Raw genomic sequence first — 25,475 nt, 5'->3', positions numbered from 1 at the left:
TTATTCCTTCCACCAATATCAATACCGCATTATTTCAGCGCATTCAACGCTTTTTCAACACCAGCACCGTATTCTGGGTGTACTTTCTTAAACAACTCGATTTGACGTTTTTGTGTCTCTTCTGATGCTTCAATCAGCTCGCCTGCTAAACGTTGGAACATGCGTTGATGTTCGGCATCGTCCAGTAATTCATACAATGCACGAGGCTGGCTGAAGTAGTCTTCATCTTCACGGTGATTCCAGTGATCAGCCGCACCTTCAATGGATAATGGTGGTTCACTGTAGTCAGGTTGTTCTTGGAACATTCCCGCACTATTTGGCTCATAGGTCACGGTATTGCTGCTATTACCATCAATACGCATTGCACCATCACGATGATAATTGTGGAATGGGCAGCGTGGGGCATTCACCGGAATTTGATAGTGGTTAATACCTAAACGGTAACGTTGAGTATCCCCATAAGAGAACAAACGGCCTTGCAGCATTTTGTCTGGAGAGAATCCAATCCCTGGGACGATATTCGCTGGGCTAAATGCAGCTTGTTCCACATCCGAGAAATAGTTATCTGGGTTGCGGTTCAGTTCAAAATAGCCCACATCCATCAATGGATAATCTTTGTGTGGCCACACTTTGGTTAGATCAAATGGGTTATAAGGGACGGTTGACGCCTCTTTTTCTGGCATGATCTGAATCTGTAAGTTCCAGCGAGGATATTCTTTACGTTGGATAGCATCAAACAGGTCACGTTGAGAGCTTTCACGATCTTTACCAATCAGCGCTTCTGCTTCGTCGTCCATAAGGTTTTCGATGCCTTGCTGGCTACGGAAGTGGAATTTCACCCAGAAACGTTCGTTATTCGCATTGATAAAGCTATAGGTATGGCTACCAAAACCATGCATAAAGCGATAGCTTTTTGGTAAGCCACGGTCGCTGACATCAATGGTTAATTGATGAAGCGCTTCAGGCAAGTGGGAGAAGAAATCCCATTTATAGGCGGCGCTACGCATATTGGTGTAAGGGCAGCGTTTGACAACGTGGTTTAAATCAGGAAATTTCAGTGGGTCACGCAGATAGAATACAGGGGTATTGTTACCCACCATATCCCAGTTGCCTTCTTCGGTATAAAATTTCATCGCAAAGCCACGAATATCGCGTTCTGCATCGGCGGCACCACGTTCACCCGCTACGGTGGAGAAGCGTATGAATAGATCCGTTTTTTTGCCGACTTCACTGAATAATTTAGCGCGGGTATAGCGGGTAATGTCATGGGTGACAGTGAAAGTACCGAATGCCCCTGAACCTTTAGCGTGCATACGGCGCTCTGGGATCACTTCACGATCGAAGTGGGCGAGCTTTTCCAGAAACCAAACATCTTGCAACAGCATCGGGCCACGTTTACCCGCAGTCATCACGTTATTGTTATCCACAACAGGCGCGCCTGAAGCGGTAGTTAGACCTCTTTTTTTCATCACAATACTCCCAACTATTAGATTTATAGACTACACAAAAGTAACTAACTGGATGAATATTTGTAGAATATCACTTCATCTCTATAATAAACTTGATGAACAGTATAATGAGCAAAGAATTAATTATCTAATCGCTCTGACCAATCACTGTAATCATAGTAAGAAGTTTAGTCAGGAAATGAAGTATTAGATTGAAGTAAACCACTGATGAATTTCACTTATTGTGCGTTAAACGGTGTTCTAACGTAAATTTAAGCAAAAAAGACTGAGTACGTGCACTAAATCACGTAACATCGTCACGATACTTTAATTTTTAATAATAAAGGAAATGATAATGCGCAAAGTTCTTTTAGCTGTTGCAGCGACCTCTGCATTTTATATGGGTGCTGCTCAAGCAATTTCTGCTGATTTCAGTGCGGGTGAACATTTTACAGAATTAAGTGCTGGTTTAGGAACTCAAGGTTCTGGTTTAGCATTTAATGGCTCATGGGCGCGCAGTGACCACAATGGTCAATTAGGTAGCCTAGGTGCAACGTTTGGCCTGCCATTAGGACCATTTAATGCCTATGTTGGCGGTAAAGCGCTGTATTTATCTCCAGAAGATGGCTCCGATGGTGCAGCGGCAGCATTGGGCGGCGGCTTAAGCTGGCAAGCACTGCCATCATTAAGCTTCTACGGTGAAGCGTATGGCGCACCAGAATCACTGACGTCAGGCAGCAAATCTTACATGGAAGCGAAAGCAGGTGCTCGTTACACCGTGTTTAAACCGCTGTCGGTTGATGCGGGTTATCGTCTGATTGAGATGAAAGGTGCGCATGATGATCGTAATGAGAAGTTGGCAGACGGGTGGTATGTGGGCGCTGGCCTTTCATTCTAATATTCTCGTCATATTTTGATTTGTGGCGTTGTTGGCTGCACTCGGCTACTCGGGTCACATACTCATGTATGCTCCCCAAGATATCCTCGTTTGCCGCCTAGCCACAATTCAAACTATTTAGAGAATAATGCTAGTGCTCATTATGTGTTGAAAAATGGCAGTGATAGTTTTTCAAAAAAACATCAAAAAACGCCAAGAAAAACACCCCAATTTGGGGTGTTTTTTTATGAATGAAACTCTAGGGATTAACCTACGTTTGGTAGGAAGCCGGCCACGATGGCGAACTGGATGGCGATGACCGCGATACCGCACAGCAGAACTAAAGTGAGGATTGGTGTGCCGCCTTTGACGCGGTAAATGCCATTTGCTTCTAACTTGCGTACTCGCATGGTTAACAGTGCCGGTATGATTAATGCGAGGACAGATAATGCGACAGCGGCGTAAGTTAATGCCTGTACAAAACTACTGAAGAACAATGCGGCGAGTAACGGTGGTACGAAGGTCAGCAGCGAGGTTTGAGCACGACCAATGAAATTATTGCTGCGCTTGAATAAGTCTGCAAGGTAATCAAACAAACCTAAAGCCACGCCTAAGAACGAAGTCGCTAACGCTAAATCCATAAACAGGGCAACCGCCATATTCACGCGTGGGGTGGCAACCACATCACGAATTGCGGTTAATAATCCATTTAAACCTGAAGATTGGGCAAGGATCCCCATAAATGTATTTGATGGGATAGCGCCAAGCGTCGCAATTTGCCATAAAATGTAGGCAACGAGAGGAATCGCGCTCCCTGTAATGAAAATGATACGCAGCTTGCGCACATCACCATTCATGTAATTGACTAAACTAGGTACGCTTCCGTGGAATCCAAAAGAGGTAAAAATCACCGGAACAGCGGCGAGTATAAGGCCATTTTCCAGCGGCATGGTGCTTAAGTTGACAGCCTCAGCATGGGGCATCATAACGGCAAGCATGATCACTAAGAAAATCGTCTTAGCGGTAAAAAGAATACGGTTAATAAAATCAACAGAGTGTGTTCCTACACAAACCACAGCAGCACCAACAATAGTGAACATGATAATGGCTGTTTGAGTCGAAACGGTGATCCCCCACCAAGAGGATAGGCTATCAGAGATTAGCACTCCAGCTCCGCCAATATAGGCAGTTGTCAGAGCATACATCAGTAATAACATACTCAAACCAGTGACAATTTGACCGACGGGACCGAGGTACTTTTTCGCGACACTACCGAGACCCATATTGGCAGGATTATGCTGATAAACTTCGACCAGTAGTAATGAGGTATAACTCATTAGCATCCATAAACCAATTAACAAACATACTATTCCAGTGAAGCCAACACCTGCTGCCGCTAGCGGCATTGCTAGCATTCCTGCACCAATTGTTGTTCCTGCCACGATCAAAATACTGCCAAGGGTACGATTCTTCACAAATTCCTCTGATTGAATTCGGGTTATTAATAATTTAAGCAGATTATGCGATCGCGATTACTCTGTCAAATCTGAATTACAGATGGTGTAAATAAATGTTAACAGTCTAAATAAGCTAAAAGATTCTTTAATGTTTCTCCTAAAGGAGCTGTTGATAACAATGTGTGAAATAACGTTAAAGAATAGCGAGAAGGGTAAATCTGATGGGGTTTAAATGTTAAAAAACGGGGTTTATTGGATTGATTTTACTCATTATATTATTTAACTGAGCATTATGGCAGCTACTAAAGGGAAATTTTGTGATGGGGGCAAAATATTAGAAATGAAAATAAAACAATATTGTTTTTTAAATTAATATAAATCAAATTAATACTTTAAGACCATCTGGATAATAGGGGAAACCTATAAATAAGGATGGACCTATGGACTTTATGATTCAACTTGCCATTATTCTTGTCTGCTTGTTCTACGGAGCAAGAAAAGGGGGTATGGCGCTCGGGCTGCTAGGCGGTGTTGGCCTAGTTATACTTGTCTTTGGCTTTGGTTTACCGCCAGGAAAACCGCCTGTAGACGTTATGCTTGTTATCATTGCTGTTGTTGCAGCATCAGCAACCTTACAAGCATCAGGCGGTTTGGACGTTATGCTACAAATCGCAGAACGTTTACTGCGTAAAAATCCAAAATACATTTCTATTGTTGCACCTTTCGTTACCTGTATTTTAACCATTTTGTGTGGTACTGGGCATGTGGTGTATACCATTTTGCCAATCATTTACGATGCTGCAATCAAGAATAATATTCGTCCTGAAAGACCAATGGCGGCGAGTAGTATTGGTGCGCAAATGGGTATCATTGCCAGCCCAGTCTCTGTTGCCGTGGTATCCTTAGTCGCGATGTTAAATGGGATAACAATTAATGGTCAGTCCCTTGGATTTCTCGATTTATTGGCGATTACCATCCCTTCAACACTACTGGGTATCTTAGCCATCGGTATTTTTAGCTGGTTTAGAGGTAAAGATCTCGATAAAGACCCTGTATTCCAAGAATTTATTTCAGTACCAGAAAACCATGATTATGTGTACGGCGGCAACGTGACACTGTTAGATACCAAATTGCCTAAAATCAATTGGGTCGCAATGTGGATTTTCTTAGCGTCAATTGCTGTTGTGACGATCCTTGGCGCATTTTCTGAACTAAGGCCTCTTGTAAATGGCAAGCCACTATCGATGGTGCTGGTCATTCAGATGTTTATGTTATTAGCGGGTGCGCTGATTATTATTATTTGTAAAACCAATCCAGGGCAGATTTCTAAAAACGAAGTGTTCCGTTCAGGGATGATAGCTATTGTTGCGGTATATGGTATCGCATGGATGGCAGAAACCATGTTCGGTGCTCATATGGATGAAATCAAAGGGACTTTAGGTACTTTGGTTAAAGATTTCCCTTGGGCATATGCTATCGTTTTATTGTTGGTATCGAAGTTTGTGAACTCACAGGCCGCGGCGTTAGCTGCAGTCGTCCCAATCGCGCTGGGGATTGGTGTTGACCCTGCATATATCATTGCTTCTGCACCAGCGTGTTATGGTTACTATATCCTGCCAACTTATCCAAGTGACCTTGCGGCTATTCAGTTTGACCGTTCTGGAACCACGCGCATTGGTAAGTTTGTTATCAACCATAGCTTTATCCTGCCGGGCTTAATCGGGGTGGGTGTATCCTGTGTGTTTGGTTGGGTATTTGCTGCGATGTACGGTTATTTATAAAAATACCCGTCATACTTCAAGCTACAGGGGTGTTAGCTGCTCTTAGTTAGTCGGGTCACATACTTATGTATGCTCCCCGACTATTATTTTATAAGCAAAAAAGCGATTGCTTGAGTCATCAAAGCAATCGCTTTTTATTGTTAAATATACCGTATTACTAACGCCGCTACCCGATTTCAATATCGGAAAGCGGATGACAGCAGCAGGGCAGAATTTCACCCTCTTGAATAAACGCAATGGGCTTGTGTTTATATCCGACTTTGCCTTTGAGTAAGTTCACGCGGCAAGAGCCACAGTAGCCTTCTCGACATTGGTACTCGACAGGCACTCGGCTATCTTCAAGGGCGTCCAGTAAACTGCTGTGAACGTCGGTGTGGTAGGGGACCTGCACACCCTGCGTAAGACGCAGGGTGATTTTATGACTTGCCATAATTACAGTTCGAAATCACTCAAATCATCGGTGTTAACTTCAGCGTCAATCTGGCCGACTAAATAAGAGCTGACTTCGACTTCTTGTGGTGCCACTTGAACGTTATCAGACACTAACCATGCATTAATCCATGGAATAGGGTTAGAACGTCCTTTGAATGGAAGCTTCAGGCCAACCGCTTGCATACGAATGTTAGTGATGTATTCCACATACTGGCACAGAATATCTTTGTTCAGACCAATCATCGAGCCTTCACTGAACAGATATTCAGCCCACTCTTTTTCTTGTTCTGCCGCATCCACAAACAGGCGATAGCATTCGTCTTCACACTCAGCGGCAATCTCCGCCATTTCAGGGTCGTCTTGGCCTGAGCGTAACAGGTTCAACATATGCTGAGTTCCCGTTAAGTGCAGCGCTTCATCGCGAGCAATTAGCTTGATGATTTTTGCGTTACCTTCCATCAATTCGCGCTCAGCAAAGGCGAAAGAGCACGCGAAGCTGACATAGAAACGAATGGCTTCAAGGGCGTTAACGCTCATTAAGCATAAATAAAGTTGCTTTTTCAGTGCACGCAGTGAAACGGTGATTTGTTTACCACCAAGAGTATGCGTTCCTTCACCAAACATATGGTAATAGTTGGTCATTTCGATCAGCGTGTCGTAGTACTCAGAAATATCTTTTGCACGCTTCAGAATTTCTTCATTCTCAACGATATCGTCGAAGATAATCGCCGGATCATTCACGATATTACGAATAATATGTGTGTATGAACGTGAGTGAATAGTTTCCGAGAATGACCAAGTTTCAACCCAAGTTTCTAATTCTGGGATTGAAATCAGTGGCAAAAATGCCACGTTAGGGCTGCGACCCTGAATAGAGTCGAGCAGCGTTTGGTATTTCAGGTTACTGATAAAAATATGTTTCTCATGATCTGGTAGCGCATTGTAGTCTATACGGTCGCGCGCCACGTCAACTTCTTCTGGACGCCAGAAGAATGAGAGCTGCTTTTCAATCAGTTTTTCAAAAATAGGATATTTTTGCTGATCAAAACGAGCAACGTTCACAGGTTGGCCGAAAAACATCGGCTCCAGCAGTTGGTTATTTTTTTTCTGAGAAAAAATCGTGTATGAATGTGACATAACCATCCCTATTAAATTTTACAAGCTCCGCCTTCACAATCAGAATCTGCGGTTTCAACAACCTCTTCCAGATCCCCCTGAACATCTTCAGCACCATCTCGGGTGTTGTGGTAGTAAAGTGTTTTCACACCAAACTTATAGGCTAACAATAAATCTTTTAACAGCTGATTCATTGGCACTTTGCCATTTGGGAAACGGGTTGGGTCATAGTTTGTGTTCGAAGAAATCGACTGGTCGATAAACTTCTGCATGATCCCAACTAACTGCAAATAGCCGCTATTGGAAGGCATTTGCCATAATAGCTCATAAGCACCTTTCAGATTTTCGTAATCTGGTACCACTTGGCGTAGGATACCGTCTTTTGATGCTTTAATGCTGATATATCCGCGGGGTGGTTCGATACCATTGGTCGCGTTAGAAATCTGAGACGAGGTCTCTGATGGCATTAATGCAGACAGTGTCGAGTTGCGCAGGCCATATTGTTTAATATCGTTACGCAGTGTATCCCAATCATAATGCAGCGGCTCATCAGTTAATTTATCTAGCTCACGTTTGTAAGTGTCGATAGGTAACACGCCTTGTGCATAGGTGGTTTCATTGAACCACGGGCAAGCACCTTGCTCTTTCGCTAATTCATTTGAGGCTTTCAGTAAGTAATATTGAATCGCTTCGAATGTTTTGTGCGTTAGGTTATTGGCACTGCCATCGGAGTAACGAACGCCGTGCTTCGCTAAATAGTAAGCGTAGTTAATCACACCAATACCCAGAGTACGACGGCCCATAGAACCTTTTTGCGCCGCAGGGATTGGGTAATCTTGGTAGTCTAATAATGCGTCTAATGCACGAACCGCTAGGATAGCTAACTCTTCTAACTCATCGAGGCTTTCAATCGCGCCTAAGTTAAATGCAGATAGCGTACACAGGGCAATTTCACCATTTTCGTCATTGACGTTATTTAATGGCTTAGTTGGTAGTGCAATTTCCAAACACAGATTGGATTGACGAACAGGGGCAATCTGCGGATCAAATGGGCTGTGGGTGTTGCAGTGGTCAACGTTCTGAATGTAGATACGACCTGTAGATGCACGTTCTTGCATCATTAATGAGAACAATTCAACCGCTTTTATGCTAGATTTACGGATTTTCTCATCTTGCTCATATTGCACATATAGGCGTTCGAATTCGTCTTGATCAGCGAAGAATGCATCGTATAAGCCCGGAACATCAGATGGGCTGAATAGGGTGATATCTTGGTTTTTGATCAGGCGCTCATACATTAATTTGTTGAGCTGCACACCGTAGTCCATATGGCGAACACGGTTTCCTTCAACACCACGGTTGTTTTTCAGCACTAATAAACTTTCTACTTCTAAGTGCCAGATAGGGTAGAACAGAGTTGCTGCACCACCACGTACGCCACCTTGAGAGCAAGATTTTACTGCAGTTTGGAAATGCTTATAGAATGGGATACAGCCGGTGTGGAATGCTTCGCCACCACGGATTGGGCTACCCAGTGCACGGATGCGACCCGCGTTGATACCGATACCGGCACGCTGAGACACATATTTCACGATAGCACTTGAGGTTGCGTTGATAGAATCAAGGCTGTCACCGCACTCAATCAGCACACAAGAGCTGAATTGACGTGTAGGTGTACGTACCCCCGCCATAATTGGCGTAGGTAAAGAAATTTTGAATGTCGATACCGCATCATAGAAGCGGCGGATGTAATCTAAACGGGTTGCTTGTGGGTAGTGAGAAAACAAGCATGCTGCAACCAGAATATATAAAAATTGGGCGCTTTCGTAGATTTCACCGGTGACACGGTTTTGAACTAAATATTTCCCTTCTAACTGTTTAACAGCTGCGTAGGAGAAATTCATATCACGCCAGTGGTCAATAAAACCATCCATTTGCTCGAAATCTGCTTCAGAGTAGTCTTCCAGCAAATGCTTATCATATTTACCCATCTCAACCAGATGTTTTACGTGGGCATATAATTTTGGTGGTTCAAACTGGCCATAGGCTTTTTTGCGCAGGTTAAAAATCGCTAAGCGTGCAGCAAGGTATTGATAATCTGGTGTTTCACCGGTGATTAAGTCAGCAGCGGCTTTAATCATCGTTTCGTGAATATCAGAAGTTCTGATCCCATCATAAAACTGAATCTGAGAACGTAACTCCACCTGTGAAACTGATACGTTACTAAGACCTTCCGCCGCCCATGTAATAACTTTATGGATTTTGTCGAGGTCAATGCGTTCTTTATGTCCATCACGTTTTGTGACTAACAGACTCTGGTTCATGAGCAAGTACACCTTGGTTGAGTTACAAATAGGGAGTCCCAAACGTAAAAAAGCTCATGATGAGTGATCATGAGACTTGTATATTAAATTTACGAATACCACTATATGTAGTAGTTTGTTAAGAATCTAATAACAAGATAATGTTAATGTGTGATTTTATCAAGTGTACAAATTTGACGGTTCTTGTGGATAACAGCTGGATAAGAAAAATTGATCATGTCGGTAAGCAGCATGAGAAGTGGAGTTGCTAAAAATTGACTTACCGACATTCGACTAAAAATTATTTTGTAAAGTTGGGACCGTTTGCTGCTTTCTTAAACGTACCGCTTGCTATTTATTCGCTGATCGTATGCAGCATATAGTTCACATCAACGTTAGGCCCTAACCAAAATTTATCAGTGATTGGATTATAATGCAGACCAATCATATGTTGTTCTTTTAATTGCGTTTTATCGACCCAGCTAATTAATTCGGATGGGCGAATAAACTTATTGGCATCGTGGGTGCCTTTCGGAACCATTTTCATCACATACTCGGCTGCCACAACCGCCATCAGCCATGCTTTTCTGTTGCGGTTAATGGTGGAAAAAATGACATGTCCGCCAGGTTTAACTAACTTCGCACAGGCTCTGACTACAGATTGTGGATCTGGGACGTGTTCAAGCATTTCCATGCAAGTAACGATATCGTAGCTCTGAGGGTGTTTATCCGCATGCTGTTCGACGGTTTCTTGGACGTATTCCACAGGAATACCCGATTCCAGAGAGTGTAGACGAGCGACCATTAACGGGTCTGCGCCCATATCTAAACCCGTGACATCCGCACCTTCGCGCGCCATGCTTTCAGATAAAATACCGCCACCGCAGCCAACATCGAGGATTTTTTTACCAAAAATGCCGTCTACACGTTGCATGATGTAGCCTAAACGCAGCGGATTAATGCGGTGTAATGGGGCAAATTCGCCTTCAAGATCCCACCAACGTGACGCTATCGATTCAAACTTTTCAATTTCTTGTTTGTCGACGTTTAGGTACGTTTGGTCTTGGGTATCATTCATCTGAGGAACTCCTATATCTATTTCTATCCTCGCATTACTTATTTTTACCTATTGGACTATATTTATTTTGCAAAATACAAAAATAGGTTGGAATTCGTAATGGGACGATAGTCGCCCGTGAGTTAATTTATTGGGATTATGAGCCAAATATGAAAATCCTTGAGAGACTATTGCTTGAAAATCTACAAGATTCGGACACATAAGCGCATTTTTCCGCTATTATACATAGCTTGAAAGACAAATACTCACTTCTCTTATCTCTTAATTAAATAAGGGAGTTGTGGTATAGTTTACTCTTTGAATCTGAAGTTATGAGGGACAGTGGTTCCATGAGCGAGATTGCCAGAGAAATCACCCCAGTCAATATCGAAGAAGAACTGAAAAGTTCCTATTTGGATTATGCAATGTCCGTTATCGTCGGTCGTGCACTTCCAGATGTTCGAGATGGACTGAAGCCAGTACACCGCCGAGTGTTATTTGCGATGAATGTACTGGGAAATGATTGGAATAAACCCTATAAAAAGTCTGCCCGTATCGTCGGGGACGTCATCGGTAAATACCATCCACATGGAGACAGCGCCGTTTATGAGACAATCGTCCGTCTCGCGCAGCCTTTCTCTATGCGCTACATGCTGGTAGATGGTCAGGGGAACTTTGGTTCAGTTGACGGAGACTCCGCCGCTGCAATGCGTTATACGGAAATCCGTATGGCGAAAATTGCCCATGAAATGCTGGCTGATTTAGAAAAAGAAACCGTAGACTTTGTCCCTAACTATGATGGTACAGAGCAAATTCCTGAAGTGATGCCAACTCGAATTCCTAGTTTACTGGTGAATGGTTCGTCTGGTATTGCGGTCGGGATGGCAACCAATATTCCGCCTCATAATCTAGGGGAAGTGATTAATGGTTGCTTAGCCTATATCGAAGATGAAGATATTAGTATCGAAGGCTTGATGGAGCACATTCCGGGACCAGACTTCCCGACTGCAGCTATCATCAATGGTCGTCGTGGTATTATTGATGCTTATCGCACGGGTCGCGGCAAAGTATATATTCGTGCTCGCGCAGAAGTTGAAGTCGATGAGAAAACGAGCCGTGAAACGATCATCGTCCATGAAATTCCTTATCAAGTAAATAAAGCACGCTTGATTGAAAAAATTGCAGAATTAGTTAAAGAAAAACGTGTTGAAGGCATCAGTGCACTACGTGATGAGTCTGATAAAGACGGTATGCGTATTGTTATTGAAATTAAGCGCGATGCAGTCGGCGAAGTGGTGCTGAATAATCTGTATTCACTGACTCAATTGCAAGTTTCTTTCGGTATCAACATGGTCGCTCTGCATCAGGGGCAGCCAAAAATTCTGAACCTGAAAGATATTATAGCCGCGTTTGTTCGCCACCGTCGTGAAGTGGTTACCCGACGTACTATTTTCGAACTGCGTAAAGCCCGTGACCGTGCGCACATCCTTGAAGCGTTGGCGGTGGCACTGGCAAATATCGACCCAATTATCGAATTGATCCGTAAAGCACCAACGCCTGCGGAAGCAAAAGCTGGGCTGATTTCCCGTTCTTGGGCTTTGGGTAATGTGGCTGCAATGTTGGAACGTGCGGGTGATAATGCTGCGCGTCCTGAGTGGTTAGAGCCACAATATGGTGTCCATGAAGGTCAATATTTCCTGACTGAACAACAAGCACAAGCGATTTTGGATCTACGTTTACAGAAATTAACGGGCCTTGAGCATGAAAAACTGCTGGAAGAGTACCGCGAACTTCTGAAACAAATCGAAGAGTTACTGTTTATTTTGCGTAGCCCTGAACGTTTGATGGAAGTCATTCGTGAAGAGTTAGAAGTGATTCGTGATGTTTACAACGACCCGCGTCGTACTGAGATCACTGAAAATACCGCAGATATCAATATTGAAGATTTGATCAACCAAGAAGATGTAGTGGTAACGCTATCTCACCAAGGTTATGTGAAGTATCAGCCATTGTCTGACTACGAAGCACAACGCCGTGGTGGTAAAGGTAAATCCGCAGCACGCATTAAAGAAGAAGACTTTATTGAGCGTCTGTTGGTGGCGAATACCCACGATACTATCCTGTGTTTCTCAAGTCGTGGCCGCTTATATTGGATGAAAGTATATCAATTACCTGAAGCTAGCCGTGGTGCTCGTGGACGTCCAATTGTGAACTTATTGCCACTTGAGCAAGATGAACGTATCACCGCTATTTTACCTGTGCGTGAATACGAAGAGGGCTATTATGTCTTTATGGCTACCGCGAGCGGTACCGTGAAGAAAACCCCTCTGCAAGATTTCAGTCGTCCAAGAAGTGCCGGTATTATTGCCGTGAACTTGAACGAAGGCGATGAGCTGATTGGTGTTGATTTAACCAACGGTAGCAATGAAGTCATGCTGTTCTCTGCACAAGGTAAAGTTGTTCGCTTTGCAGAAGATGCCGTTCGCGGAATGGGGCGTACAGCGACTGGTGTTCGCGGTATTAAATTAATGGACGACGATAAAGTTGTTTCTTTAATTATTCCTCGTGGTGAAGGCCATATTCTGACGGTGACTGAAAACGGCTTTGGTAAGCGTACTGAAGAAACGGAATACCCAACAAAATCTCGTGCAACTCAAGGGGTTATCTCCATTAAGGTGAGCGAGCGTAATGGTCATGTCGTTGGCGCTATCCAAGTTGAGGATACCGACCAAATTATGATGATTACAGATGCAGGGACTCTGGTCCGTACCCGCGTTTCTGAAGTTAGCGTCGTTGGGCGTAATACTCAAGGTGTGACGTTGATCCGTACGGCTGAAGATGAAAAAGTAGTTGGTTTACAACGTGTTGCTGAAACTGAAGACGATGAAAATGCCGATGAAGATGGTATTGATGTTGACGGTGATGTGCAGACTGATGTAGATACCGAACAGTAAGTATTATTCATAAATGAAACGGGCGGATTATCCGCCCGTTTTTGTATCTTTACACTAGCAATATACATGGAAGTTATTGGTTGTCGCTTTTCATTGGGTTAATCGAGTATACTCAGTATTAGTGATAATGTACTTGTAGGTAACGGATTGAGATATTTACCCTCGTTTAAAACATCCCTCAGATTATCTAGAGATCTTTTTCGTGTCCTAGGCGTTATGCTATGGGGAATGGGGCTTTTCATCACTCTGTTTTTCCTTTATACGCAGTTTAATGAGCATAAATCTGATCTGCGCCAGCAATTCCATTCTGGTTATGAAAACCTACAAGTATACATTCAGCAGTCAAATGCAACGCTTCGCCTTATTCATTCCATGACGGATCAGCAGCGACTCAAAGACGAAGAACATCAACAAAAAGTGGGTATTCAACAAGAAGATGTCACTTTACCCACATCCACGTCATACTCGCTATACCCACTCATTCCATCGGCAGATTGTGATGTATTTAAGCAGCGAACTCAGAACTATCTTTCTGCTTTTGAACAACTCAATATTTTCTGGAAAGACAGCATTGCGGCCCCCCAAGGCTTAAATCACGTATTTGTTTTTGGAACAGGTAGTTATTGCATGATGGATTATTCAATTCGTGCCGCAGTTTCTGATATTGATACGTTAAAAAAAGTGGTTTATGACAATGTGCGGATCTACAAACAGCTAAAACAGCAGGGACAAGAGCGTAATTTATACACCATCACCCATAGTTCCCAATCATCAAATGGCCAGCTTTATTTGATGCTCCCTATTTATGAGAAAAGCTTAATTGTCGGTTTTATTGGGATTGAGCGCGCGATTAACTTAAATCAGTTTAATTTACGTAATAATCCGTCCGTTGAAATCACATTAATTAACTCATCAAATCAACCCGTTCTCTACACTTCGTCAGATGCGAACATTAAAAATTCACCATTACTGACATCTGGAGAGATAAATTATTTCGGTTTTAATTCCGATTATACTCAGCTGTTTTTTAAGAAGCGCTTAGCGCCTTCGCAGCTAACTGTTATTTATTCAATCCAGACATCGTATTTAATTGATAACTTAAAAACATCAATAATTTACGCAATATTAATTAATATCCTATCTGGTACGTTAATCTTCTTTTTAATTTGGTTATTAGAAAGACGAATGCTAGAACCCGCGGCCAATACGGCTATTCGTCTTGAAGAGCATGAACAGTTTAACCATAAAATTGTGGCCTCAGCACCTGTTGGGATTATTATCCTAAGGCTAAGTGATGGCGGCAATATTCTGAGCAATGAGCTCGCACATAACTATTTTCGTTTACTGAGTGAAGATGATAAACAGCGTATCTTGATGATTATTCGCCAAAAATCCAGCAACTATATTGATGTTGTTGCAACGAATGGCACCCATCTACAGATTAGTTTTGTGAATTCACGTTACCAAAATGAAGATGTGGCTATCTGCGTATTGATCGATATTAGTATCCGTGTGCAGATGGAAAAATCATTGCAGGATGTCGCAGATGCAGCTGATCAGGCGAACCAGGCGAAATCGATGTTCTTAGCCACGGTGAGCCATGAATTAAGAACACCGCTGTATGGGATTATCGGTAATATTGAATTACTACAACGATATGATTTATCAGATAAAGCGCTTCGATTAGTTTCTACGATGGATAACTCATCATCGCTGTTGTTGCAGATTATCAGTGATATTTTGGATTTCTCCAAGATTGAGTCTAAGCAATTGAAAATAGAAAATAAACTATTCAATTGCCGTAATGTATTTGCTTATGTACTTGCTAATTACGTTCCTTTAGCGACTAAAAAACAAGTGTCGCTTTACTCTTATATTGAGCCTAATATTCCAGATCTGATGCTTAGCGACCCTGTTCGCTTACAACAGGTTATCTCCAATATTGTGAATAACAGCATAAAGTTCACGGACTCTGGCTTTGTGATGCTGCATGTCTGGAAAGATGAAAATTATTTAAAAATTGAGGTCAAAGATTCGGGCATTGGAATGACCCCGGCGGTGGTTATGCAATTATTTGATCCATTCTTCCAAGTATACGATCAAAATAATGGGCACAAAGGGACAGGATTAGGGCTCGCTATTTGCGAGAAACTTATCAACTTGATGGATGGTGATATTGGCGTGGATTCTCAAGCGGGGCTGGGAAGTACGTTTACGATCCGCATTCCACTATACGGCCAGCAATATTTAGAACCTGTCATTCCTGAGTATCGAAAAAATTACCGTATAGCCGTAACGGGACAAAATACATTCTTAATTGATTTCCTTGTAAGATTGCTCGAACACCATGATTTTAATGTGGTGACGGGCTCATCCATTGATACCAATGAAACGTATGATTTGTTGATCACGGATAGTCAGGAAAATATGGCCTTAAAGAATAAAAACTTACTTAAACTCAGTAGCTTATATTCAGGTGAATTATTTGAAACTCAACTAAATAATTGGCTCTATAACACTTATCAGCTTGATAAATTGCCAATGTTGATTGATAAAATCATTGTTAAGTTGGTTCAAGGTACTAAAGAGAGTTTAGAGAACCATGACCTCGAAGATGCCGATGCAGACTTGAATACATTTAAAGTCTTGATTGTTGATGACCACCCTATTAACCGAATGCTATTGACAGAGCAGCTGGCAAGCATTGGCTTTATGACAAGCACAGCAGTCGATGGATTGGATGCGTTGAAATTCCTTGAGCATAATCATGCGGATATCGTTCTTTCTGATGTGAATATGCCCAATATGGATGGTTATCAATTGGCACGCACGTTGCGAGAACAAGGCTTTAAGCAGCCTATTGTGGCGTTAACGGCAAATGCCATGGCGGAAGAGAAACAGCGCTGTCTTGATGCAGGTATGAATGATTGTCTCTCGAAGCCTACATCAATTAGCGTGCTACGGGAATCATTGGTGAAGTATGTTAAACCTAGTGAATAACTCACTGATTAAATAGCTAATCTATTGAATAGAAAAAATAAAAGCCCTGAACGGGCTTCTATTCTAGCGTAAAAAAACGGTTATTCAGAAGGGCTATTGTCGATACTGACTGATGAAAGGTAATTCAGCAGTGCGATATCATTTTCAACACCCAGCTTTAACATCGCCGATTTTTTCTGGCTACTAATGGTTTTGATGCTGCGATTTAGTTTTTTAGCAATCTCTGTGACTAAGAAGCCTTCAGCAAATAAGCGTAGAACTTCACTTTCTTTTGGTGATAAACGTTTATCGCCATAGCCACTCGCATTCACTTTTTCAAGCAATTTACTGACGCTTTCAGGGGTAAATTTCTTCCCTTTTTGTAAGGCTGCTAATGCTTTTGGTAAGTCAGCAGGCGCACCTTGTTTTAGTACGATACCTTCAATATCAAGCTCTAGAATAGCGCTCAAAATAGCCGGATTATTGTTCATTGTGAGGACAATAATCGATAAGTCAGGGTAGTGGCGCTTAATGTATTTAATTAAGGTAATACCATCGCCGTATTTATCGCCAGGCATAGACAAATCAGTAACCAGAACGTCTGCATTCAGGCGCGCTAAGTTATTAATTAAAGAAGTAGAATCTTCAAATTCACCGACGATGTTTACCCATTCAATCTGTTCAAGCGACTTTCTGATACCGAAAAGAACAATAGGATGATCATCGGCAACAATGACATTTAGGTTATTCATATTATTGGTTACCTTCTGGCATTAGTCTTTTCACTGAGACATCCAGTTCTCTAATGCAATTTTTTATTTCAAATCCGTTTTCATCTGCTATGTAATGCTCCAAATCTTCACAAAGTTTATGAAGATAATGGAATTCAAGCATAGCAAAAACTCCTTTTAAACGATGTGCAGTGTCTTTTAATTCGGTTAAATTCGCAACACTTTCACTATTATACAGTTTATTAATATCTATCGGTACTGTTGAGATAAACAAATCTTTATAATCGCTCTTCGACAGAATTAAATGATAGCCTGAAAGAATATTATCAACAGAATTATTCGACTGAGAGTTAGTTTCTCGTAGAATGAGTGACGAAGGTAGGTTGGATTCATTATTATCTTCTGTCTCATCCGCTTGTTCTATCAATAATGAGATAGCATCAATAAGTTCATCCGTAAAATTGTAGTTAACTTCAATGTAATTTTGGTTAATACAATTTATTGAAGATAGATTGCCCTTAACTTTAATTATGTTATTAAAGGAAATGTCATCATTGTCGGTGATCAAGAGATCCCAATTACTGTGTGGTGAGCTTTCATCGATATCAAGAAATTCTGCACCATAATGCGATAAGGTCTGTTTAACAATTTTACGCGTATCAACATTCTGAATATTCAAGCGAATATAAATATCTTCAAGCAGAGCAGGGTATTCATGGATTTGTATTTGAGGTTGCGCTGGAAGCCTGATTTGATAGTGGCTACCGATGGCATCACTTGACTTGATACTAAATGTCCCCTGCATTTTTTTTGTTAATAATTTGCAGAGATAAAAGGTCATGCCGGAACGCTTAAATTGATTTGAACTTTGCGCTTTCCCTGTGAATGGGCTTTGCAAGTTATTCAATTCAATCTGAGTTAATCCAATTCCGCTGTCTTTTATATCAATAGAAACCTCATTTTTTTCCATAATGTAGTCAATTGAAATGGCAATTTTACCAAAGGCTGTAGTTTCTATTGAATATTCCCAAATTGATTGGAATAAAATCTGTAAATAATCCGGGTTATTTTCAATTAATGAGTCTGGATTAATGTTGTTATAAAAATAGAATGAAAGTCCTTTACGATTTAAATGGGCTAAATTCTGTTTAAGATATTGGTTAATCACCTGGCCAATAGCAAATTTTTCTGTTTTAAACTCAATCTGTTGAGTTTCTAACTGGCTAATAAGCTCGATATTTCTAAACCAATTATTGATATAAAACAGTTGGTTTTGAATTTCAGATAATAATGGGTTTTTAGGTTCGTCGAGCCATGTGCTCAATTGATTAAATTTGGCATCAATTTGGTTAATGGCTGGCAGAACTTCCTGACAAATATTCTCGAAAACTACTTTTCTAAGTTGAATATTTCTTTGGTGCTCACGCGTGGCCATTTCTTGGCGTTTTTGCGTCAGAACTTCTTTATCTTTATCTATGATGATAAACAAAATGGTGTTTTCTTTAATTAAGCTCTTCACCAAAATGATTTCATAGATATTGTTTTCTATGGAAACTTGAATGACATCATTATGATCGGTTGCCATCTCTTTGATATGTATCAGATCCATAGACGGTAATAAGTGGTTCGCGATACTGTTGCTTAATAACTTTTTATTGCTATTAAAATCAAAGACTAAGATGCCATAAGAAATATGATTCAGAATGTCATTATTGAGGGCATCTTTAAACTGAAGCTCATCCAGCATTGAAGCATTGGGTGAAATAATTCGCTTGCGGATAAACATTGTGGTTATCAGTGCTAAAACACTGACCGCAATCATGCAGGTAATTAGCCAAAAATTGTAACTTAGCACCCCGAAAATAATACTTTTCAGCGAAAGGGTATAGCTAATCTGGTAATTTGTGCCTTCAATGGGTTGGGATAGCATCAGGCTGGTGCCAACGAGTTCGCTGGCCGCTTGGCTATTTTCTTGATTGTTTGGTCGTTGTGAAATCGAAATATCATCGCCCTGTAATGTAAAAGGGAGGATAGAATTGATAGAAATATCAAAAGAGATCACACTACTTAAGCGCCCAGGCGAGTTAAAGACTAAACGATAGGTATAGAAGTAAACATTATCCTGTGCGTTTTTTTGCATATTAGAGATAACTTCACGACGATCTAATAACGTCGATTGAGTGATCATATCAGAGCGTTTATCTTCCGCGGTTAGTGTTAAATAGCTTTCTTTATAGCGTAGCTCTGGTTTTAGAATGGAATGGGTTGTTACCAGCACTAAGGAGTTGTCTTGGCCATTAAGGTAGTACATGGAGTTAAATTCATTCCGTGCCCCCCATACAATCTCCATATAGTTTGCGAGCTTTGTTGCTAAGACTTTACTGCTTGGTTTATTGAGACCAAACACAATGGAATCAATGGTCTGATTATTACTGCTTAGCCAATAAACATCGTGGCGCATTTCTGTCACGGAAATGTCATTAATAGAGTCAGGTGTGGTTTTATCATTCGCAAGCTTATAGATATGGCCCGCCTGATAGCGATAATCTTCAATTTGATAAGCGAGCCGATTAGCAAGGGTGTTGATAGCCGTTTGGTGCGCTAACATCCATGCGTGATAATAATTATAGAGAGATAACGAAAGCATTGTGACAAGCAGCACAATAAAGGTAATAAAAATGCGAGAAAGAACATTCGGTTTTAATAATGATTGTTTGTACATACAGTCCCACGCTGTCACACTGGCAAATTAGATTAATCAGATTAAAAATCATACGCCTAGGTATGCTATAGACACCGATTTTGCACAGATATTAGCATTTTTTTAGGGCAATAGAGAACAATTGAGTGAAGATTAGTCAAACGAACAAAAAAATGCAATTATTTTACTGTCAGGGGTAGACAAGCCCCCATGATTCCTCCATAATCGCGCCCCATGGAGAGATGGCCGAGCGGCTGAAGGCAGCGGTCTTGAAAACCGCCGATGGGCGACCATCCTAGAGTTCGAATCTCTATCTCTCCGCCAAATTAGCCGGCTTAGCTCAGTTGGTAGAGCAACTGACTTGTAATCAGTAGGTCACCAGTTCGACTCCGGTAGCCGGCACCAAATAAGAACCCGCTATATCGAAAGATATAGCGGGTTTTTTCTTTGTCAGTCATTTACCCATTTCCTAATTTCTTCCTTCTACTTTCAATACCCTATGTTGCTGAGTCAGTTTTCAGTAATTAACATATATCATGCAAAGGTTAGTTTGATGTTCATTTATTAAATGCATGGTACCTTCTTTGTCATGGATGAGGTTAATGAGGCTCAACATGAATACCAATCAAGATGACATCAACAAAGCGGCTGAGAAAATCATTGCTGGGGCAGGGCGAATCCAGCGCTTTGTTGAAAAATACCATGATTATCTCTCTGATGAAGATAAAGCAAAATTAGCGCAGATAATTAAAAATGTGGGTGATAAGCTGAATCAGTAATAATTTCTGCAACCCGCTTAGCTGGAAGGGATTGATTTGAATTTTAACAAGCTAAATAAAGAGGATTACAATGCTAAAAGTCATTGCTGAGGATTTTATCAAGCCAGAAGCGGTAGAAATTGTGTTGCCGCTCTATAAGGCACTTGTTGAAGCCACAAAGAAAGAACCGCTATGTATCGCCTATGACCTTTATATTGATGAAAAGGATCCTGGGCATTTTGTTTTTATTGAAGAGTGGCCCAATCGTGCCGCATTAGATTCACATTGTGCGTCTGAACACTTCCAACGATTAGTACCGATGATCAACCACTATCAAAGAGCGGAACCTAAATTTATCTTGATGGGGGCGGCGTTTTAATACTGAGTAGTACATTTCAATATCTTATGTAAAATTTATCCAAATAACCTCTCAGAAGTTCCCCCCTAAATAGTCGGTATATTATTTTACTAAAAAAGGGGGCTTTGGGTTTACGTTAACTTTATCGAATTATAGCCAATTCTGAACCATAAAATATGACAGCGTAAATACAAAGATGATCATTAGGTGCTGTAAAACTTTTAAGAATAAAAGAAAGCGTCTGACCTGATTCATTGCTGCTAATCCAAATAAAGAGTGACTTAAATTAAAGTGTATATTTAGCGTAGCAATGAAATAAAATCTTGCGAGAAAATATCAGATAAGTACAAAATTAAAATTGAGATTAAGTATAAATAACTAGACGTATGGGCGGTCTATATTCAAAGCCATCTTTAATATTTTAAAGATGGCTTTAGTTATAAATAAGAGGAACCTGGATATTTAATCCTTAATCAAAAACTTTCCTCATACTCTCGAGCTTTTTTTGCATCATAATTGTGTTCCCATTTGGCGATAACCAAGGCGGCCAAAGCGTTACCAACCACATTAAGTGCAGTCCTTGCCATATCGAGAATACGGTCAACACCGGCAATAAAGGCTAAACCTTCTAATGGGATCCCCACAGAACCTAACGTTGCCAGCAAGACGACAAATGAAACTCCCGGAACCCCTGCAATACCTTTTGAAGTGATCATTAAGGTAAAGACTAAAATAAGCTCTTGCCCTAATGACAGCTCAATACCATATAGCTGAGCAATAAAAATGGCGGCGATACTTTGATATAAAGTGGAGCCATCTAAGTTAAATGAATAACCAATTGGGATAACGAAACTGGTGACAGATTTTGGTGCACCATACTTCTCCATTTTATCCATAATACGTGGAAGTACAGTTTCAGAGCTGGCTGTTGAATATGCAAGCAGTAACTCATCTTTCAATATTCTCATCAGAGTGAAAATATTAATTTTGCAATAGCGTGCAACAATTCCGAGCACCACAACGGCGAAGAAAATAATCGCACAGTGAACCAAAATAACTAACTTCAGCAGTGGAACCAGTGAAGTAAATCCAAAGTTTGCGACGGTGACAGAAATTAATGCAAACACCCCGATTGGTGCATACATCATGATCATGTTGGTCACGCGGAACATGGTTTCAGAAAAAGTTTGCAGAACATCTAATAGTGGCTGTTTCTTTGCTACTGGTAAAGAGGATAACCCTAAACCAAATAAAACCGCGAAGAAGATCACAGGAAGCATATCGCCACTCGCCATAGCAGCAAAAATATTGCTCGGTACCAAAGATAATAAAGTATTTACGATCCCTGAAGGATGGCTAGCAACCTCCTGCGTCGTTTTTTGGTACTGAGAAATATCCACTTGAGTGAGCTGAGACATATCAATGCCCACACCTGGTTGGAAGATATTGGCAAACGAAATACCCACAATGATGGCAATGGTAGTAATGACTTCAAAGTAAAGGATCGTTTTGAAACCCAGCGTACCTAATTGTTTTGTATTCCCGACACCAGCGATCCCCACAATCAAGGTCGAAATGACGATAGGTACAACAATCATTTTGATTAACTGAATAAAAATCTTACCTGCGGGAGAGAGAACATTCAGTATTAACCAATCTTTGTATTCCACGCTTTCATGCAATAAAGCACCAACGATAACACCTAAAATAAGCGCAACTAGAATCTGCCACCCTAAACCAAATTTAAACGGTTTTTTTGGAACGATGTTGTTTAATGTCATAAATAATTCTCGTTTATATTAATAATATTTAACATTGTATTTTTATTATGCTCAGTTTTATAACTAATATTCGGAAAAACCACAATCATTTATTCGAGAAAGTAGAGTTATTTACAATGGTTACTTATAACAAATTGTAAATTAAGTTTCTGAAATGGAATGTTTTGTTAATTTATATTTCTATTTGTATCTTAATGTGTTGCCAAATCGATAACAAAAAGTGATTAATCTAATCTATAAAAATTGTTAAATACAACTTTTGTGAGTTGAGATTTTTATGGAGTGTTTAATTCTGCAATATCTATGCAAGGTTATTTGCATAGATATTTAATTTAAAAAAATAGAGGGGGAACAAAAGACATGGAATAAAACGAGCAATCTGAAATGCTGATGATTTTATAGCAGTGATTGGCTGCGTTTATAGGCGGCGAGTAATGTTCGTTCAGATAAATCGAGGTAGTGTAAAAGCGTAGCGGCCGCATCTTGGTTTCGGCCAACATCAAGTAATTCCAAAATAGCTTGGTTTTTATCGATATAAGGTGCGTAGAGCAGTTTGGCATCGTTTAAATGACCAAAAGCTAAACGAAGCTCCGCGGCAATATTATGATAAAGCTTAATTAATCTTTCACTGTCCGATAATTCCACAATCGCGGTATGAAATTTCATATTGGCGGTACCGACACCCACCCAATTTTCCGTTTTTTCATGCTCCCGAGCCTCAGCAACAGCAAGTTTCATTTTTTGAACGGCAGGATGCAGGGCATAAGCATGAGTCAATGAATCACATTCAATTAATCGACGTACTTGGTAAATATCAATAATCGCCGCCATATCTGGGACGGAAACATACACCCCTTTATTGGGGGCGTAGGTGAGTAGACCTTCTTGGGTTAATACGCGAAAGACTTCCCTTAAGGTATTACGGGAAATCTCTAGCTCTTCACTCAATGCGGCTTCTGATAAACGTTGTCCCGGCGTTAACTCACCAATCGTAATTTTATGGCGGATAGTTTCTGCGATAGTGACTGACAGGGTTTGTGCGACGGGCTGTTTTTTCATAAAAAGGCGAGCCTAGTTGAAGAAAAGTAGGGAGAACAGTTCATTAAAACAGGTATTTGAGCGCTATCTTCACATATTCGCCGTAGGGCAGCAAGACTCCTTTTATGCACTCATTCAGGGCATTTTCATTTTAGAGCACTAAATTGGTGCTTTGACGCATTACACCTCTCATTCTCAATGTTATGGAGAAACATTAATTGTTAAAAAAGTGATCAAGATTTGATTTTCAACTCATCAGAAACGATTTTGATTGCTTAATTATTCATCGCTCCGTATTAATTGTTCAACAATCTATATTCAATAAATTAACAATCCATACCATTGATAGAACAATGGCACGAAAATTGCCTCTACAAACGAGTTCAGTATTAAAAAACTTGCACAACATCAAAATACAGATAACAACAAAAACTACAGAGGAGTATGCATATGGCAGCTCATGAAAATATCTCGACAGCAGAATATGTGAAGAAACGTCGTTCCTCGCTGATTGGCGCTATTTTTTTAATGGCAACATCGGCGATTGGTCCCGGATTTATCACCCAAACTGCGACATTTACCGTCACTTTAGGTGCCGCGTTTGCGTTTGGTATTTTAGCCTCCATCATCATTGACTTCGTGGTACAGCAAAATATTTGGCGAGTGGTTACGCTGACCAAAATGCATTCATCGGATATCGCCAATGCGACAATTCCCGGAAGTGGCTATTTACTGGCTGTGTTAGTCATCTTTGGGGGATTGATATTTAATATCGGTAACATTGCCGGGGCAGGTTTAGGTCTGAACGCACTCGTCGGTCTCGACCCTAAATGGGGTGGTTTACTCAGTGCGCTCTTAGCGATTTATATATTCTCATCCCGCAAAGCCAGTAGCTTTATTGATAGATTAATTATTGCATTAGGTTTGGTCATGATCGCCTTAACACTCTTTGTGATGATTGCATCTAACCCGCCAATTGGTGAAGCATTACGTCAAAGCGTACTCCCTGACACTGTTGATTTTGCGATGATCACGACGATTGTTGGCGGAACGGTTGGTGGTTATATCTGCTACGCAGGGGCGCATCGTTTACTGGATAAAGGCGAAGTTGGCGTTGAAAACATTAAAGCGGTTTCTAGTGCGGCGACTAAAGGGATCATCGTCGTTGGCATAATGCGCTATGTCCTGTTTTTAGCCATCTTAGGTGTGGTTGCTAGCGGCGTGACGATTGATATTTCAGGTAAAGCGGCGAACCCTGCATCGCAAGCATTCCAAGCCGCAGCGGGTAACTTCGGTTTACGTATTTTTGGTTTAATTTTATGGGCGGCAGCACTGACTAGCGTTATCGGTGCAGCGTACACCTCAATGAGCTTCTTAAAAGCGTTCAAGTCTTCCATTACGGAAAGACAACGTAATATTGCCACTATCCTGTTCATTGCCGTTTCATTGGCTGTTTACCTGTCAATGGGAACTGCGCCAGCAGCGTTATTAGTCTTCGCGGGTGGCTTTAACGGCTTGATTTTACCGATTGGCCTGACTCTGTTTGTCTATATTGGCTGGAAACGTGCAGATTTAATGGAAGGCTATCATTACCCACGTTGGTTACTGTGGTCGGGTGTCGTGACCTGTGCGTTAACGTGGTACATGGGTGCCATGTCCGTGAGTGCAATTTTCAACTACTTAAAATAAGTCGTTATCAAGGAT

Annotated in this window: 17 protein-coding genes and 2 tRNA genes; 9 read left to right on the top strand and 10 right to left on the bottom strand. The window is 41.1% G+C overall.

All coding sequences use genetic code 11. The annotated features are described in order from the left end of the window. Window positions 1-29: 29 nt before the first annotated feature. Window positions 30-1,469, bottom strand: coding sequence for a catalase (locus LDO73_RS11135; protein ID WP_224057935.1), 1,440 nt, complete (start codon window positions 1,467-1,469; stop codon window positions 30-32). 334 nt (window positions 1,470-1,803) lie between these two features. Between LDO73_RS11135 and LDO73_RS11130 the strand changes: the two genes are divergently transcribed. Then, entirely contained in the window at window positions 1,804-2,346 is a 543-nt protein-coding gene (locus LDO73_RS11130) for a YfaZ family outer membrane protein (RefSeq protein WP_154628148.1), read from the top strand. A gap of 245 nt (window positions 2,347-2,591) precedes the next feature. Here LDO73_RS11130 and tyrP read toward each other — a convergent pair whose 3' ends face one another. Beyond that, a complete protein-coding gene (gene tyrP / locus LDO73_RS11125) occupies window positions 2,592-3,740 on the bottom strand; it encodes a tyrosine transporter TyrP (RefSeq protein ID WP_423810853.1) in 1,149 nt (382 codons plus the stop codon). Window positions 3,741-4,222: 482 nt separating this feature from the next. On the opposite strand from tyrP, the gene LDO73_RS11120 reads away from it, so the two are divergent. After that, the gene (locus tag LDO73_RS11120; protein WP_224057933.1) at window positions 4,223-5,563 is read left to right on the top strand and encodes an anaerobic C4-dicarboxylate transporter; all 1,341 of its coding nucleotides are present in this window, start codon (window positions 4,223-4,225) and stop codon (window positions 5,561-5,563) included. A 166-nt stretch (window positions 5,564-5,729) separates the two neighbouring features. Here LDO73_RS11120 and yfaE read toward each other — a convergent pair whose 3' ends face one another. From yfaE to ubiG, 4 genes are all read right to left on the bottom strand, one after another. Further along, a complete protein-coding gene (gene yfaE / locus LDO73_RS11115) occupies window positions 5,730-5,993 on the bottom strand; it encodes a class I ribonucleotide reductase maintenance protein YfaE (protein ID WP_224057932.1) in 264 nt (87 codons plus the stop codon). Between the two features lie 2 nt (window positions 5,994-5,995). After that, window positions 5,996-7,132 carry a class Ia ribonucleoside-diphosphate reductase subunit beta gene (nrdB, locus tag LDO73_RS11110; protein ID WP_224057931.1) on the bottom strand — a complete coding sequence of 379 codons (1,137 nt, stop codon included), beginning with the start codon at window positions 7,130-7,132 and terminating at the stop codon, window positions 5,996-5,998. A gap of 11 nt (window positions 7,133-7,143) precedes the next feature. Beyond that, a complete protein-coding gene (gene nrdA / locus LDO73_RS11105; RefSeq protein WP_224057930.1) occupies window positions 7,144-9,435 on the bottom strand; it encodes a class 1a ribonucleoside-diphosphate reductase subunit alpha in 2,292 nt (763 codons plus the stop codon). 334 nt (window positions 9,436-9,769) lie between these two features. Beyond that, window positions 9,770-10,492 carry a bifunctional 2-polyprenyl-6-hydroxyphenol methylase/3-demethylubiquinol 3-O-methyltransferase UbiG gene (gene ubiG / locus LDO73_RS11100; RefSeq protein ID WP_224057929.1) on the bottom strand — a complete coding sequence of 241 codons (723 nt, stop codon included), beginning with the start codon at window positions 10,490-10,492 and terminating at the stop codon, window positions 9,770-9,772. Window positions 10,493-10,821: 329 nt separating this feature from the next. Here ubiG and gyrA point away from each other — a divergent pair, with 329 nt between their 5' ends. Both gyrA and rcsC read left to right on the top strand, forming a co-directional pair. Beyond that, a complete protein-coding gene (gene gyrA / locus LDO73_RS11095) occupies window positions 10,822-13,425 on the top strand; it encodes a DNA topoisomerase (ATP-hydrolyzing) subunit A (protein WP_224057928.1) in 2,604 nt (867 codons plus the stop codon). Window positions 13,426-13,572: 147 nt separating this feature from the next. Further along, a complete protein-coding gene (gene rcsC / locus LDO73_RS11090) occupies window positions 13,573-16,425 on the top strand; it encodes a two-component system sensor histidine kinase RcsC (RefSeq protein ID WP_224057927.1) in 2,853 nt (950 codons plus the stop codon). A gap of 80 nt (window positions 16,426-16,505) precedes the next feature. Here the strand turns inward: rcsC and rcsB are convergent, their stop codons facing one another. Both rcsB and rcsD read right to left on the bottom strand, forming a co-directional pair. Next, window positions 16,506-17,156, bottom strand: a complete 651-nt coding sequence (rcsB, locus tag LDO73_RS11085; RefSeq protein ID WP_004259923.1) for a response regulator transcription factor RcsB — start codon at window positions 17,154-17,156, stop codon at window positions 16,506-16,508. A 1-nt stretch (window position 17,157) separates the two neighbouring features. Then, window positions 17,158-19,857, bottom strand: coding sequence for a phosphotransferase RcsD (gene rcsD / locus LDO73_RS11080; protein WP_224057926.1), 2,700 nt, complete (start codon window positions 19,855-19,857; stop codon window positions 17,158-17,160). A 215-nt stretch (window positions 19,858-20,072) separates the two neighbouring features. Between rcsD and LDO73_RS11075 the strand changes: the two genes are divergently transcribed. The 4 genes from LDO73_RS11075 to LDO73_RS11060 all read left to right on the top strand — a co-directional run bounded on the left by LDO73_RS11075 (window position 20,073) and on the right by LDO73_RS11060 (window position 20,973). Continuing rightward, window positions 20,073-20,160: transfer RNA gene (locus LDO73_RS11075), tRNA-Ser, on the top strand. Window positions 20,161-20,165: 5 nt separating this feature from the next. Beyond that, a tRNA-Thr gene (locus LDO73_RS11070) sits at window positions 20,166-20,241 on the top strand. Between the two features lie 209 nt (window positions 20,242-20,450). Then, on the top strand, window positions 20,451-20,615 hold the full coding sequence (locus tag LDO73_RS11065; RefSeq protein ID WP_224057925.1) for a hypothetical protein: 165 nt from the start codon (window positions 20,451-20,453) through the stop codon (window positions 20,613-20,615). Window positions 20,616-20,685: 70 nt separating this feature from the next. Then, window positions 20,686-20,973 (top strand): putative quinol monooxygenase, encoded by a 288-nt coding sequence (locus tag LDO73_RS11060; RefSeq protein ID WP_224057924.1) that lies wholly within the window; start codon window positions 20,686-20,688, stop codon window positions 20,971-20,973. Window positions 20,974-21,425: 452 nt separating this feature from the next. Here the strand turns inward: LDO73_RS11060 and gltP are convergent, their stop codons facing one another. Both gltP and LDO73_RS11050 read right to left on the bottom strand, forming a co-directional pair. Further along, window positions 21,426-22,733, bottom strand: a complete 1,308-nt coding sequence (gene gltP, locus LDO73_RS11055; RefSeq protein ID WP_224057923.1) for a glutamate/aspartate:proton symporter GltP — start codon at window positions 22,731-22,733, stop codon at window positions 21,426-21,428. Between the two features lie 396 nt (window positions 22,734-23,129). Next, complete coding sequence (locus LDO73_RS11050) at window positions 23,130-23,792, bottom strand: GntR family transcriptional regulator (protein ID WP_224057922.1); 663 nt, start codon at window positions 23,790-23,792, stop codon at window positions 23,130-23,132. Between the two features lie 429 nt (window positions 23,793-24,221). On the opposite strand from LDO73_RS11050, the gene LDO73_RS11045 reads away from it, so the two are divergent. After that, window positions 24,222-25,460, top strand: coding sequence for an NRAMP family divalent metal transporter (locus LDO73_RS11045; RefSeq protein WP_224057921.1), 1,239 nt, complete (start codon window positions 24,222-24,224; stop codon window positions 25,458-25,460). The last annotated feature ends 15 nt before the right edge of the window (window positions 25,461-25,475 follow it).

It is taken from the genome of Providencia alcalifaciens (genome assembly GCF_915403165.1).
GTDB lineage: Bacteria > Pseudomonadota > Gammaproteobacteria > Enterobacterales > Enterobacteriaceae > Providencia > Providencia alcalifaciens_C.
This window is presented reverse-complemented; position numbering and strand designations above follow the sequence as displayed.